This is a genomic window from Staphylococcus sp. GDY8P198P (assembly GCF_017891615.1).
GTDB classification, from domain to species: Bacteria; Bacillota; Bacilli; order Staphylococcales; family Staphylococcaceae; genus Staphylococcus; species Staphylococcus cohnii.
The window spans coordinates 204,787-219,904 of sequence record NZ_JAESJQ010000004.1; the positions used below are offsets into that span (position 1 = coordinate 204,787).

14 protein-coding genes and 1 pseudogene are annotated in these 15,118 nt (G+C 31.5%); 13 read left to right on the forward strand and 2 right to left on the reverse strand.

What is annotated here, in order from left to right; genetic code table 11:
* Nucleotides 1-65: 65 nt before the first annotated feature.
* From msrA to sucB, 12 genes and pseudogenes are all read left to right on the forward strand, one after another.
* The gene (gene msrA / locus KA824_RS03825) at nucleotides 66-593 is read left to right on the forward strand and encodes a peptide-methionine (S)-S-oxide reductase MsrA (protein ID WP_107385363.1); all 528 of its coding nucleotides are present in this window, start codon (nucleotides 66-68) and stop codon (nucleotides 591-593) included.
* The gene (msrB, locus tag KA824_RS03830) at nucleotides 586-1,014 is read left to right on the forward strand and encodes a peptide-methionine (R)-S-oxide reductase MsrB (protein ID WP_107385362.1); all 429 of its coding nucleotides are present in this window, start codon (nucleotides 586-588) and stop codon (nucleotides 1,012-1,014) included. Before msrA ends, msrB begins: the two co-directional genes overlap by 8 nt.
* 14 nt (nucleotides 1,015-1,028) lie before the next feature.
* Nucleotides 1,029-1,532: a PTS sugar transporter subunit IIA gene (locus KA824_RS03835; protein ID WP_071560120.1), complete on the forward strand. Its 504-nt coding sequence runs from the start codon at nucleotides 1,029-1,031 to the stop codon at nucleotides 1,530-1,532.
* Nucleotides 1,532-1,753 carry a YozE family protein gene (locus tag KA824_RS03840; RefSeq protein ID WP_019468959.1) on the forward strand — a complete coding sequence of 74 codons (222 nt, stop codon included), beginning with the start codon at nucleotides 1,532-1,534 and terminating at the stop codon, nucleotides 1,751-1,753. The genes KA824_RS03835 and KA824_RS03840 overlap by 1 nt, the downstream gene beginning before the upstream one ends.
* 158 nt (nucleotides 1,754-1,911) lie before the next feature.
* Nucleotides 1,912-3,393: a S41 family peptidase gene (locus KA824_RS03845; protein WP_107385309.1), complete on the forward strand. Its 1,482-nt coding sequence runs from the start codon at nucleotides 1,912-1,914 to the stop codon at nucleotides 3,391-3,393.
* A 15-nt stretch (nucleotides 3,394-3,408) separates the two neighbouring features.
* Nucleotides 3,409-3,917, forward strand: a pseudogene (locus KA824_RS03850) (N-acetyltransferase family protein).
* Between the two features lie 10 nt (nucleotides 3,918-3,927).
* Nucleotides 3,928-5,001, forward strand: coding sequence for an undecaprenyldiphospho-muramoylpentapeptide beta-N-acetylglucosaminyltransferase (locus KA824_RS03855; RefSeq protein ID WP_107505132.1), 1,074 nt, complete (start codon nucleotides 3,928-3,930; stop codon nucleotides 4,999-5,001).
* A gap of 18 nt (nucleotides 5,002-5,019) precedes the next feature.
* Nucleotides 5,020-5,634: a phosphatase PAP2 family protein gene (locus tag KA824_RS03860; protein ID WP_019468963.1), complete on the forward strand. Its 615-nt coding sequence runs from the start codon at nucleotides 5,020-5,022 to the stop codon at nucleotides 5,632-5,634.
* A 477-nt stretch (nucleotides 5,635-6,111) separates the two neighbouring features.
* The gene (locus KA824_RS03865) at nucleotides 6,112-6,774 is read left to right on the forward strand and encodes a response regulator transcription factor (protein ID WP_107385350.1); all 663 of its coding nucleotides are present in this window, start codon (nucleotides 6,112-6,114) and stop codon (nucleotides 6,772-6,774) included.
* Nucleotides 6,771-8,126: a HAMP domain-containing sensor histidine kinase gene (locus tag KA824_RS03870; protein WP_181187576.1), complete on the forward strand. Its 1,356-nt coding sequence runs from the start codon at nucleotides 6,771-6,773 to the stop codon at nucleotides 8,124-8,126. The genes KA824_RS03865 and KA824_RS03870 overlap by 4 nt, the downstream gene beginning before the upstream one ends.
* Nucleotides 8,127-8,310: 184 nt before the next feature.
* On the forward strand, nucleotides 8,311-11,115 hold the full coding sequence (locus KA824_RS03875; RefSeq protein ID WP_107523543.1) for a 2-oxoglutarate dehydrogenase E1 component: 2,805 nt from the start codon (nucleotides 8,311-8,313) through the stop codon (nucleotides 11,113-11,115).
* 13 nt (nucleotides 11,116-11,128) lie between these two features.
* Complete coding sequence (sucB, locus tag KA824_RS03880; RefSeq protein ID WP_181187575.1) at nucleotides 11,129-12,412, forward strand: dihydrolipoyllysine-residue succinyltransferase; 1,284 nt, start codon at nucleotides 11,129-11,131, stop codon at nucleotides 12,410-12,412.
* A gap of 511 nt (nucleotides 12,413-12,923) precedes the next feature.
* On the opposite strand, the gene KA824_RS03885 is transcribed toward sucB, so the two are convergent.
* Complete coding sequence (locus tag KA824_RS03885) at nucleotides 12,924-13,472, reverse strand: helix-turn-helix domain-containing protein (RefSeq protein WP_107383914.1); 549 nt, start codon at nucleotides 13,470-13,472, stop codon at nucleotides 12,924-12,926.
* 112 nt (nucleotides 13,473-13,584) lie between these two features.
* Between KA824_RS03885 and KA824_RS03890 the strand changes: the two genes are divergently transcribed.
* A complete protein-coding gene (locus KA824_RS03890) occupies nucleotides 13,585-14,172 on the forward strand; it encodes a LysE family translocator (protein WP_181187574.1) in 588 nt (195 codons plus the stop codon).
* 18 nt (nucleotides 14,173-14,190) lie between these two features.
* Here the strand turns inward: KA824_RS03890 and KA824_RS03895 are convergent, their stop codons facing one another.
* Nucleotides 14,191-15,069 carry an AraC family transcriptional regulator gene (locus KA824_RS03895; protein ID WP_107505125.1) on the reverse strand — a complete coding sequence of 293 codons (879 nt, stop codon included), beginning with the start codon at nucleotides 15,067-15,069 and terminating at the stop codon, nucleotides 14,191-14,193.
* Nucleotides 15,070-15,118: the final 49 nt, after the last annotated feature.

Consider the following 15,118-nt stretch of genomic DNA (forward strand, 5'->3'; position numbering starts at 1 on the left):
TTTAATAGCTTATCTCTGGAATTAATGATAACTTAATGACAAGATAATAAAAAAGGAGGTATACCATGGCATATGCGACATTAGCTGGAGGTTGTTTCTGGTGTTTGGTAAAACCATTCACATCTTATCCAGGCATTGAAAATGTTGTTTCTGGCTATAGTGGTGGACATGTTGAAAATCCTTCTTATGAAGATGTTAGCCGTGGACAAACCGGTCATGTAGAAGCAGTACAAATCACATATAACTCTGAAATCACTACCTTCGAAAACATTTTGGATGTTTATTTTAAGACATTTGATCCTACTGATAACGGTGGTCAATTTTTTGATAGAGGCGAACATTATCAACCAGCTATTTTTTATCATAATGAAGCGCAAAAAAAGGCCGCAGAAGCAAAAATTCAAGAATTAAATGAGCAGGCAATATTCAACAACCCTGTAATTACACCCATAAAACCATACAAAAACTTTTACCCTGCTGAATCATATCATCAAGATTATTATAAAAAGAATCCACTACATTATGAGCAATATCAGCGTGGTTCTGGCCGTAAAAGTTTTATAGAAAAACATTGGGGGAAACAATATGATTAAAAAAAATAAAAATGAGTTAACTGAAATAGAATATTTGGTAACACAAGAAGATGGAACTGAACCTCCATTTCAAAATGAGTATTGGAATCATTTTGAAAAAGGGATTTATGTTGATAAAATTTCTGGTAAACCTTTATTTACCTCAGAAGAAAAATTTGAATCAGACTGTGGTTGGCCTAGTTTCTCAAAAGCTTTAGATGATGAAGAAATCATAGAGCTTGTTGACAAAACATTTGGTATGGTACGGACAGAAGTACGCTCTGAAGATGCAAACAGTCATTTAGGACATGTTTTCAATGATGGTCCAACTGAAAGCGGTGGTTTAAGATATTGTATTAACTCTGCTGCTGTTCAATTCATACCATATGACAAACTAGAAGAATTAGGCTATGAAGATTTAATACCACATTTTGAAAAATAAGGAGCGAACAAGACATGTTTAAAAAATTATTTGGTAAAGGTAAAGAAGTCGACAAAGAAACAAGTGTATATGCACCTATTACAGGAGAATATGTAAAAATAGAAGATATTCCAGATCCAGTGTTTGCACAAAAAATGATGGGAGAGGGATTCGGAGTGAATCCAACTGACGGTGAAGTTGTTTCTCCAATCAATGGTAAAGTAGATAATATCTTCCCAACAAAACACGCTATTGGTTTACAAGCTGATAATGAACTTGAACTACTTGTTCATATTGGTTTAGATACAGTTCAACTTGATGGGGAAGGTTTCGAAGTATTAGTTGAAAGTGGCGATACTGTTAATGTTGGAGACCCATTATTACGTTTTGATTTAGATTATATTAAAGAAAATGCTAAATCAGTTATTTCTCCGATTATTGTTACAAACTCAGATAACACATCATCAATTGCAATTGCCGACGATGTAACTTCAGTAACTAAAGGTGAAACTAAAATTATAGATGTGACAATGAACTAATGAAAGATCATTCATTTTATCAATTTGCATTAACAGCACGTGGTCGAAAAGACGAAAAAGGCGAATTAGCAGAAGAAATTTTTGATGATTTGTCTTTTCCACGACAGGAAAAAGATTTTCATGCACTATCCGATTACATTGAAATGCAAGGAAGTTACACCGTTTCAATGTCTGTTTTTGATAGTTTATATGAAGAATATACTGAATGGTTAAAATTTTAGTCTTAGTTTATATTTGAGCGAATATAGTAAAGTATATTAAAATAATAGAGTATCATAGGGAGCTGGGATTAATCTTTAATGATTCAATCCCAGCTACTTTTATTTTCAAATCAATAAAATTTTGATTTGAAACATACATATATTTAGGAAGTGATAAAATGTCGGAAAGATCAGACATGGAAAATGAACACAACAAAGAAACTAAAACTGACGATGTAAATAACAAACAGCCCACTAAAAAATTAAGCTTTAAACGTAAAAATTTTATTTTAACAATCATAAGTATTGTGCTCATAACAGCAGTTTTAACGGTCTTTGCAACCATAGCAGTCATGCACTGGACAAGTGGACTGGATGGAAAGCAAAAAGCTGAAATGAAAAAAGTTGAAGATGTCTATCGTATTTTAAATAAAGAATATTATAAAAATACTGATTCAGAAAAAATATCTGAATCTGCAATTAAAGGGATGGTTAAAGATTTAGATGATCCATATTCAGAGTATATGACAAAAAAGGAGTCTAAATCGTTTAACGAAGATGTCTCAGGTGATTTTGTAGGTATCGGTGCAGAAATGCAAAAAAAAGGAGATAAAATCCAAATTACAAGCCCGATGAAAAACTCCCCTGCGGAAAAAGCTGGCATTCAACCTAAAGATGTAGTGACTAAGGTAAATGGTAAGTCTATTAAAGGACAACCACTTGAAGCTATTGTCAAAAAAGTGCGTGGAAAACAAGGAACAAAAGTCACATTAACAATTGAAAGAGCGAATCAAGCACACGAAATCACTATTAAAAGAGATAAAATACACGTTAAGAGTGTAGAATATGAAAAACATGGAAATACTGGTGTGTTTACAATTAATAAATTCCAAAGTAGTACATCAGGTGAGTTAAAATCTTTAATTATTAAAGCGCATAAAGATGGAATTAGAAAAATTGTTCTCGATTTACGTAATAATCCCGGTGGATTACTTGATGAAGCTGTGAAAATGGTGAATATTTTTATAGATAAAGATAAAACTGCAGTTCAACTTGAAAAAGGCGATCAAAAAGAACAAATAAAAACATCAAACGACGCTACCAAAGAAGCTAAAGATATGGATGTTTCAATTTTAGTAAACAAAGGTTCAGCCAGTGCATCTGAAGTATTCACAGGTGCAATGATGGATTATAATAAAGCCAAAGTTTACGGTTCAAAAACTTTTGGTAAAGGTATTGTACAAACAACGCATGAATTTGATGACGGTTCGTTATTAAAATTTACGAATATGAAATGGCTAACACCAAAATCCCATTATATTCACGGAAAAGGTATTACGCCTGATACAAAAATTAAAGAACCTGAATATCAATCATTAAATGTCATACCTAATACACAAACTTATCAATTGGGTGACGAAGACAAACATATAAAAACAATAAAAATAGGTCTATCTGCATTAAACTATGAGACTAATAATAAATCTAAAATCTTTGATAACGATTTAGAAGATGCTGTTAAATCATTCCAAAAAGATAATAATTTAACAGTTAATGGAAAGTTTGATAAACAAACCAATGATAAATTCACTCAAGCTTTAGTTAATAAAGCTAATAAAGAAGATACTGTATTAAAAACTTTATTAAATAAATTAAATTAAAGAGGTGAAATCCCCATGATAAGATTAGGTACTATAAAAGATTTACCAACTATTTTAACGATTGTAGAAGAAGCAAAATCAATAATGAAACAAGAAAATAACACACAATGGGTGAACAATATCCATTGAAATCACATTTTAAAGAAGATATTAGTAAAGACTCACTTTTTGTACTAGAAGAAAATGAGATAATTTATGCCTTTATAGTTGTCGACCAACAACAATCTGAATGGTATGATGAACTGGCATGGCCAATTGATAGAAAAAATGCATACGTTATTCATAGATTAGCAGCCTCATCAGAATATAAGGGTGCTGCAACAAAGTTATTTGATTTTGCTGTTAACCTTGCGTTAAAAGATAATGTACATGTAATGTTAACTGACACTTTTGCATTGAATAAACGTGCTCAAGGATTATTCCAAAAATTTGGCTTTATCAAATTAGGTGAAGTAAATATTGATTATCCTCCTTTCGACAAAGGGGAACCATTCTATGCCTATTATAAAAAATTAGAAGAATAGAGGTAATAATATGACAAAAATCGCATTTACTGGTGGCGGTACTGTTGGACATGTATCTGTAAATCTTAGTTTAATTCCAACAGCTATAGAGGAAGGACATGAAGCTTTTTATATTGGATCAAAAAATGGTATGGAACGAGAAATGATTGAATCTCAATTACCAGAGATTCCATACCATAAAATTTCAAGTGGCAAATTAAGACGATACATCTCTTTTGAAAATATCAAAGATATTTTTAAAGTTTTAAAAGGTATATTCGATTCAAGACGAATATTAAAAAAAGAACGTCCTGACCTATTATTTTCAAAAGGCGGTTTTGTATCTGTGCCAGTAGTTATTGCTGCTAAATCTTTGAAAATTCCAACAATCATACATGAGTCTGATTTAACACCAGGTTTAGCAAATAAAATTGCTTTAAAATTCGCTAAAAAGATTTATACGACTTTTGAAGATACATTGCAATATCTTCCTAGTGAAAAAGCAGATTTTGTAGGTGCTACAGTACGTGAAGATTTAAAAAGCGGTGATAAAAATAGAGGCTATCAATTAACAGAATTTAAAGATGATAAAAAAGTTTTATTAATCATGGGGGGGAGCCTTGGCAGTAAAAAGTTAAATGATATAATTAGAGATAATTTAGATGCATTATTAAAAAATTATCAAGTCATTCACTTAACTGGCAAAGGACTGCTAGATCAATCCTTAACGCATAAAGAAGGTTATGTTCAATTTGAATTTGTTAAAGACGATTTAACTGACTTATTAGCGATAACAGATACAGTTATTAGCCGTGCTGGTTCAAACGCTATATATGAGTTCTTAGCATTAAGAATTCCAATGCTCTTAATTCCTTTAGGTCTCGACCAATCAAGAGGAGATCAAATTGACAATGCGAAAAATTTTGAATCTAAAGGTTTTGGAAGAACGATTCCAGAAGACACTTTAACTGAACATAAACTTATCGATCAGTTAAAAAATATTGAAACACAACGTGAATCAATCATCACTCAAATGCAAACATACAAAGAAAGTTTTACACGCCAAGATTTATTTCATAAAATTGTTAATGATGCAAATAACTAATAATAGGGAGGATACGCAATGAGTCGTTGGAAAAGAATAAGTCTACTCATTATTTTTACATTAATTTTTGGCATTATTGCATCCTTCCATGAATCTAGATTAGGAAAATGGATAGACAATGAAGTTTACGAATTTATATATTCTTCTGAAAGCTTCATAACTACCACATTTTTCTTAGGAGTAACTAAAATCGGTGAAGTATGGGCAATGGTTTGTTTATCATTATTACTCATCGCCTATTTAATGCTAAAAAAGTTAAATATAGAGGCACTTTTCTTTGCTATAGCTATGAGTTTATCAAGTACTTTAAATCCATTATTAAAAAATATATTTGATAGAGAACGACCTACATTATTACGACTTATAGATATCTCTGGTTTTAGTTTTCCAAGTGGACACGCAATGGGCTCAGCTGCTTTCTTTGGCAGTACCATTTACATTGCTAATCGTGTCTTAAAAGGGAAAACAAAAGGGATAATGATAGGTCTTTCAGCACTATTTATTATTTTAATTTCATCATCAAGAGTATATCTAGGAGTGCATTATCCTACAGATATCATTGCTGGTATTATTGGTGGTGCTTTTTGCGTCGTTTTATCAACATTGATATTAAGACACAAGTTAAAAATATAAATGATAATTACACCTTGAGAAGTTAAATCACAATAAAATAGAGAAAAAGGCAATTTCTATACAAAAATAGAAATTGCCTTTTTTAAATTCATCTGAAATGATTTTATCTCAAACTTAATTTAATTGTGTCAAAAATTATTATAAAAACCGATTTCACACTGCAAAACCGGTTTTTATATATACGTTGTTTTACAACGTTAGTCTTTTACGGGCATATAAAAGGGGATATTTACGAAAATGATCATTCCTACTAAAACAAATATGTGTGGGGGGAATGTCTATGTAGTATTGATAATCATTTTCAATTACATTATACAATACTGAGAATAATTGTCAATTAGATTTCAAAAATTTTTCTGATCTTTTATTTCAAGATTGTTACACTTAATTATCTTCACTATCTTATTGTATTTTTAATACCCTGTTACTTTCTATAAACTGTTATTTCATATATTATATATTTTGAGGTGTAAGCTAATGACAAAAATTTTAATTGTTGAAGATGAACAAAATCTTGCTCGTTTCATCGAACTAGAATTAGAACACGAAAATTATGTAGTAGATATTGAATATGATGGCAAACCTGGGTTAGAGAAAGCTTTAACCAATGATTACGATTTAATTTTGTTAGACTTGATGTTACCAAATATTAATGGTTTAGAAATTTGTAGACAAGTAAGACAAAATAAAACCACTCCTATAATTATTATCACAGCTAAAAGTGACACTTATGATAAAGTAGCAGGATTAGATTATGGTGCAGATGATTATATAGTAAAACCATTTGATATTGAAGAATTATTAGCAAGAATTAGAGCAATGTTACGTAGACAGCCACAAAAAAACATCATAGACATGCAAGGCATTATTATAGATAGAGATGGCTTTAAAGTCACTGTAGATGGTAATACTTTAGATTTGACGAAAACAGAATATGATTTATTGACCTTATTAGCTGAAAATCGTAATCATGTATTACAGCGAGAGCAAATTATCGCAGATGTGTGGGGCTATGATTCAGAAGTTGAAACAAATGTTGTTGATGTATATATACGTTATTTAAGAAATAAGCTTAAACCATATGGCAAAGATAAAATTATCGAAACTGTACGTGGTGTGGGATACGTGGTTAGAAAATGAAACAGCGTAAATTAAAAACTAAGTGGATGATTATCACAACAACCATTACATTTTCAACAATTTTTATCTTCAGTTTAATTATTATATTCTTTCTAAGTAATGCATTACGTCACAATGAACTTAGCGAAGCAGAAAGAAGTTCATCAGATATCATTCAACTATTCGAAACTAAACAATTGAATGATATTACGCCATTAGATTTAAATGCATCGTTAGGTAATTTTCAAAAAGTGATTCTTTTTGATAAAAAAGGTGAAAAACAAATAGAAACTTCAAATGATAACGATATCGTTTTTTCACCCAATTTTAAACCTAAAGAAATCAATACTGCTTTGATAAAAAATTATCATAACAACGATTATTTAATTATTACAAATCGAATTAATACGCAGCACTTCAAAGGATATAGTGTAATCATTCATTCTTTAGAAAATTATAATGCACTTGTTAATTCACTATATTTTATTGCACTCATATTTGGGGTTATTGCTACTTTTATCACTGCAATGGTAAGTTACTTCTTCTCTGCACAAATTACAAAACCATTAATCTTAATGTCTAATAAAATGCAGCAAATTCGTCGTGATGGTTTCCAAGAAAAAGTTGATCTAGTTACAAATTATGAAGAAACAGATAATTTAATCGTTACCTTTAATGAAATGATGTTTCAATTGGAAGAGTCGTTTAATCAACAGCGACAATTTGTTGAAGATGCTTCTCATGAGCTACGTACACCATTACAAATTATTCAGGGACACTTGAATTTGATACAGCGTTGGGGCAAAAAAGATGCAGCAATTCTTGAAGAATCTCTCGATATATCTTTAGAAGAGATGACTAGAATTACAAAATTAGTTGAAGAATTATTATTATTAACAAAAGATAATAACAACAGTAAAGAAAATGAAACAGAAAGCGTAGAAATTAATCAAGAGATAACTTCTAGAATTAAATCTTTAAAACAGCTACATCAAGATTATATTTTTGAATTTGAACCGTATCATAAACCACTTAATATAAAAATGGATCGTTATCAATTCGAACAAGTATTAGTTATCTTTATTGATAACGCTATGAAATATGATCAAGTTAATAAATATATTCAAATTCAGACAAACCTGCGAAACAAACAAATATCAATAGAAATCACTGACCATGGTGTTGGTATTCCAAAAGAAGATATAGATTTTATTTTCGATAGATTCTATAGAGTAGATAAATCTCGTTCCAGAAAATTAGGAGGAAACGGTTTAGGTTTATCGATAGCTAAAAAAATCATTGAATTAAATCATGGTACGATTCATGTAGAAAGTGAAGTAGGAAAATACACGACATTTAAAATCACATTTTGATTTTTAACCGGTTACTATTTCGACAGAAAATATGTTACGCTATAAAATGAAAATATAATTAGCAGAGCCAAATAAAATCAGGTTCTGCTTTTTTCATATAACTAGTTATTGACACTTTAATTTGGTTATATTTAATGCTATTATTGATTTGTAAGCGTTTTAACTATTTTGTGGAGGGTGTAATATGAGCAACGAAAGTCAGGTTACCCAGGCACCTGTAAATTTCGGGGCAAATCTTGGATACATTTTAGATTTATATGATTTGTATTTGAATGATCCGGCTTCAGTCCCTGAAGATTTACAAGTCCTATTTAGTACAATCAAAAACGGTGAAGCAAACATCGCAACAAATACAGCTGAAGGTCAACAAAATGCGACTAAAGCTGATAGCACGATTAAACGTGTTATGCGTCTCATAGATAACATACGTCAATATGGGCATTTATTGGCAGATATTTATCCAGTTAACAAACCTGTAAGAGAAAATCTTCCAAAATTAAATATTGAAGATTTTAATTTGGATAGAGAAACATTAGAATCAATTTCAGCAGGTATCGTATCTGAACACTTTAAAGATATTTACGATAATGCTTATGAAGCTATTGTTCGTATGGAAAAACGTTATAAAGGTCCTATTGCATTTGAATATACACATATCAATAACAATAGGGAACGTGTATGGTTAAAACGTAGAATAGAAACACCATACAAAGCGACATTAAACGATAATCAAAAGATTGAATTATTTAAAAACTTAGCACATGTAGAAGGCTTCGAAAAATATTTACACAAAAATTTTGTGGGCGCAAAACGTTTCTCCATAGAAGGTGTAGACACACTAGTTCCAATGTTACAACAGACATTAAGACTTGCTAGTGATGAAGGCATTCAAAACATACAAATTGGTATGGCCCACCGTGGTAGATTAAATGTACTCACACATGTGTTAGAAAAACCATATCAAATGATGATTTCAGAATTCATGCATACTGATCCAATGAAGTTCCTACCGAAAGATGGCAGTTTAGAATTAACTTCTGGTTGGTCAGGAGATGTGAAATACCATCTCGGTGGTGTCAAAACTACAAATTCATATGGTAGTGAGCAACGTATTTCTCTTGCGAATAACCCAAGTCACCTTGAAATAGTTGCACCAGTTGTTTTAGGTAAAACACGTGCAAATCAAGATGATACTGATAAATCTGGAGCTGTTCACACTGATTTCCATAAATCTATGCCAATATTAATTCATGGTGATGCTGCATACCCAGGTCAAGGTATTAACTTCGAAGCAATGAATTTGGAAAATTTGGATGGCTATTCAACAGGCGGTACACTTCATATCATCACTAATAATAGAATTGGCTTTACAACAGAGCCAGAAGATGGACGTTCCACAACGTATTCATCTGATGTTGCAAAGGGTTATGATGTACCTATCATGCACGTTAATGCGGATAATGTTGAAGCAACAATTGAGGCAATCGAAATCGCTATGGCATTTAGGAAAGAATTCCATAAAGATGTTGTCATTGATTTGGTTGGATATCGTCGATATGGCCACAATGAGATGGATGAACCATCCATTACCAATCCGTTACCATACCACAATATTCGAAAACATGACCCTGTTGATGTACTTTATGGTCATCAATTAGTTCAAGATAATATTATTTCTGAAGATCAAATGAATCAAATCTTTGATGATGTTCAAAAAGAACTTCGTGCCGCTCATGATGAAATAGATAAAAACGACAAGATGGATAATCCTGATATGCAAAAACCAGATAGTCTTGCAGAACCACTCCAAAGTGTCGATGTGGATGTAAGTTATGAACAACTTAAAGAAATTAATGATGCAATGCTATCATATCCATCTAACTTTAATGTTCTTAAAAAATTAAATAAAGTCTTAGAGAAAAGAAGAGAACCTTTTGAGAGCGAAGAAGGATTAGTTGATTGGGCTCAAGCAGAACAATTAGCCTTCGCAACAATCACTCAAAAAGGTACACCTATTCGCTTAACTGGACAAGATAGTGAACGTGGTACATTCAGTCACCGTCACGCCGTACTTCACGACCCTGATTCAGGTGAAGAATATATCCCACTACACAATGTCCCAGGACAAAAAGCAACTTTTGAAGTGCGTAATTCGCCACTATCAGAAGCAGCGGTTGTTGGTTTTGAATATGGTTATAATGTGCAAAATAAAGATTGTATGACAATCTGGGAAGCACAATATGGAGATTTTTCTAATATGGCTCAAATGATATTCGACAACTTCTTATTTAGTGCTAGAGCCAAGTGGGGCGAACGTTCAGGTTTAACACTATTCTTACCTCATTCATTTGAAGGTCAAGGCCCTGAACATTCATCGGCACGTCTAGAAAGATTTTTACAATTAGCTGGAGAAAATAACGCTACAGTAGTAAACTTATCAAGCTCAAGCAACTACTTCCATTTACTGAGAGCTCAAGCTGCTAGCTTAGGTACACAATCAATGAGACCACTAGTGGTAATGTCTCCTAAGAGTCTCTTACGTAATAAAACGGTTGCTGATCCAATTGATAAATTTACATCTGGAAAATTCGAACCAATTTTACCAGAAGAACATGATAAGGATGCTGTTAAAAAAGTTATTCTAGCTTCAGGTAAAATGTTTATTGATTTAAAAGAATATTTAGCAAAAAATCCAAACAATTCAATTTTATTAGTTGCCGTGGAAAGATTGTATCCATTCCCAGCTGAAGAAATTGAAACGTTACTAAATGAATTACCTAATTTAGAAAATGTAGCTTGGGTACAAGAAGAACCTAAGAACCAAGGCGCTTGGTCATTTGTTTATCCATATCTAAAAGAATTAACAACTGATAAATACGATTTAAGTTATCATGGCCGTATTCAACGTTCAGCTCCTGCTGAAGGTGATGGAGAAATACACAAACTTGTTCAAAATATGATAATCGAACAAAGCACAAAATTTAACTAGGGGGAAGTTAAGCATGCCAGAGGTAAAAGTTCCAGAATTAGCAGAATCCATTACAGAAGGTACCATTGCAGAATGGTTAAAACAAGTCGGTGATAGTGTAGATAAAGGTGAAGCTATCCTTGAATTAGAAACAGACAAAGTAAACGTCGAAGTTGTTTCTGAAGAAGCTGGCGTATTGCAAGAATTACTTGCAAATGAAGGTGATACTGTAGAAGTTGGCCAATCTATCGCTGTTGTAGGCGAAGGAAGTGGCAATAATAATTCAGAAGCACCAAAACAAGACAATTCTGAATCACAAGCATCTGCTAGTAAGGAAGAATCAGAGCAACCACAAACAGAATCAGAATCTCAAAAGGATAATGATAGCACTACTGACGATTCACAAGATAAAGGACAACGTGTTAATGCGACACCATCTGCACGTAAATATGCTCGTGAAAAAGGCATTGACTTATCAGAAGTAGCAACACAATCAAATGACGTTGTTAGAAAAGAACATGTCGATCAAACACAAAATAATAAAAATGAACAAGCTGCACAATCATCAACAAAAGAAGAACCTAAAAAACGAGCAGCTCAACAAAACCCAACAAAACCAGTTATCAGAGAAAAGATGTCTCGCCGTAAGAAAACAGCTTCTAAAAAATTATTAGAAGTATCTAATAATACAGCAATGCTAACGACATTTAATGAAGTAGACATGACAAATGTGATGAACTTACGTAAACGTAAAAAAGAACAGTTCATTAAAGATCATGATGGCACAAAACTTGGATTTATGTCATTCTTTACAAAAGCATCAGTAGCAGCTTTGAAAAAATACCCTGAAGTAAACGCTGAAATTGATGGTGAAGACATGATTACTAAACAATTCTATGATATCGGTGTTGCAGTATCTACAGATGATGGTTTACTAGTACCATTTGTAAGAGATTGTGATAAGAAAAACTTTGCCGAAATTGAAGATGAAATTGCTAATTTAGCTATCAAAGCACGTGATAAAAAATTAGGTTTAGATGACATGGTGAATGGTTCGTTTACTATTACAAATGGCGGCATCTTTGGTTCAATGATGTCTACACCAATTATTAATGGTAGCCAAGCTGCGATTCTAGGTATGCATTCTATTATTACACGTCCAATTGCTATCGATGCAGATACAATTGAAAACCGTCCGATGATGTATATTGCATTAAGTTATGATCACAGAATCATCGATGGTAAAGAAGCAGTAGGTTTCTTAAAAACTATTAAAGAATTAATTGAAAATCCTGAAGATTTACTATTAGAATCTTAATCCACAACACAAAATAGTTTACTAACCCTAATACAACGGCGTTCAGCGTCGTTGTATTTTTATGTGTTTATTTCATTTTTTGATAACAATCAAATGCGCGCTCTAGTATTATTTTACTGTTGAAAGTCATTGTAATATTTGAATATAAAACAAAAGCACCCAAATAATTTAGGTGCTTTCAGACTGTCGGCAAAGTCTCCAACTTTGTTGGCAGTTTCTTTTATGCACGCTTCCGCGGACACTGCCTTAGCCTATAGTCTTCGGCTAGTGCTATTCCCGCAGGAGTCGTCATAAATCGTTGCCAATATTATAATATATGTTAATTAAACAGTGATGGTATTTATGATGTTGAATAAATCAATAGATAAAAGAGAGCAATATAAAATGATTTCTTTCTCTGAATCAGTCCTTAATATTGCCTCATTTAATATATCAAATTAAGCATACCCATATCATCAAACATGAAAAAACTGTAAAAACAGTCATTTCAATCAATTTATGTTATTACTTATTAATAATGAATAGTCATATGTAATCGTACAGCTACGTTGTGCTGATTTAAGTATTGATGGAACATATTTCCATTAAATTTAATAGCTTCATTTTTATGAATAACAAAGGTTTCCCCGTCTAATATAAGTGTTAAGGTACCTTCATAGACTGTGATATATTCCATTGTATTTGATCCATGGGGTGATCCATTCATTTCACCTTCACCTTCAATAATAACCATATAGCTTTCAAATTTCTTTTCAATATCAAACTTAAATAGAGGAAATACTTTGTATTTATTATCATCTGAGATTAAAGGTTGTATTTCATTTAAACTTATTTTCTGTATAACATTACCATTTTCTTGTGTTAATTCTGTAAAAGATATTTTTAAACCATTTGCTATCTTCCATAATGTAGTGATAGATGGAATAGATATCTTACGTTCTATTTGTCCCAACATTGTTTTACTTACACCAGTGGCTTCTGAAAATTGTTCTAACGAATATCCATTTTGTTTTCTATATAACTTTAAATTTTCAGCAATAATATCATTTATTTCTCTCATCAATTTTAACACCTCTATTTACAATATAACGTACAAAGCATATACTTTAAAGACCGAACACTATAACGTAAATTCAGACGTTATAGTGTTTTTGTGAATAGGGGGAGTTATAATGTTAACAATATCTATGCTTATATATGCCATTGTAGCAAGCTTTACACCTGGACCAAATAATATTATGGCATTATTTTTTTCTCAAAATTTTAATTTCAAAAGTAGTTTGCGATTTTCAATTGGTGTAGGATTAGGTTTTCTATTTTTATTATTACTATCTAATATATTTAACACAACAATGCATGCTGTTTTTCCTAAAATTGAATTATGGATGAAAATATTTGCATTTATATATTTACTTTATTTAGCTTTTAAAATTTCCATGAGTTCTATTTATGGGACGAAACAAACTTTTAATCACGAACTAAGTGGTTTAAAATCTGGTGTAATGCTGCAATTCATTAATCCTAAAGGAATCATTTATGCTTTAACAGTGATTTCCACTTTTGTTACACCATTTTATACGCATTGGCTAGAACAATTACCATTTATTATTTTATTGGCTATTATTGGATTTTTTGGCACTTTGAGTTGGGGTATTTTAGGCACTTTATTTAAATCATTTATAGCAGCACATGAGCGCTTATTTAATTTTGTCATGGCTGGTTTATTAGTTTATGTTGCTCTGAATATTTTAATGCATTAGTTATGAATTGATTTTACGTTAATGATTATCATATTGCTGTAAAAATTCGCGTGGACTACAACCATATGATGTTTTAAATCTTCTGTAAAAATTCGAATAATCAGTAAAACCACAATTGGTTGCTACTTGTTGTGGATTTTCTCCTTTTTTTAATAATCTTTGAGCATTTCGTAAACGTAAATTTAGTAAATAACGATAAGGTGGATAACCAACCAGTTTTGTGAATTGTTGTGTTATTTTGTGTCGACTTACAAAGAACTTATTTTCAAGTTGCTCTAATGAAATGTCTTCACTGTAATGCAATTCCATATAATCTAATACCTGTCTAACTAAATGACTAGATGGGTCATCACTATAATCAACAATATCTTCATTTTCTATTGCTGTCCTATTAAGTATGATTAAAAACTGAGTAAGTAAAGACTTAGCTGCTAATGCTTTACCAAAAGCTTGATTATCTTGCTCATTAATTAAACCTTGTAACAAATAATATAATTCTCTTTTTTGAGATTCCGATAATTGCAGTAGATATTTAAACTTTGGTGAATATTTATCAAAACACATGCTCAGATCACAATTTTCTACGGAAAGTTCATTTAATATTTTAGCATCAAATCTCAATCCAATACGCTCTGCATGACCATCCATTTGTTCATCCAAACGGTGAAATTCATACGGTGGGATAATAAGCATTGAACCAACCTCTAAATTAAAAGATTGTCCTTCTATGGTATAACGCAAATTTCCAGATAATGAAAAAAATATTTCATAATGATCATGATAGTGTAATTCATTTCCAAAATGTCCATCACTTATTCTATGCCATGCGGCGTATTTACCTTCAAAAGGTAGTGAAATAGTATCAAATTGATGGACAAATTCTTCTCTATTTTTCATGAACGTATCCCTCCTGCTCAAAAAACATACTTTTTTCCATGATTTACAA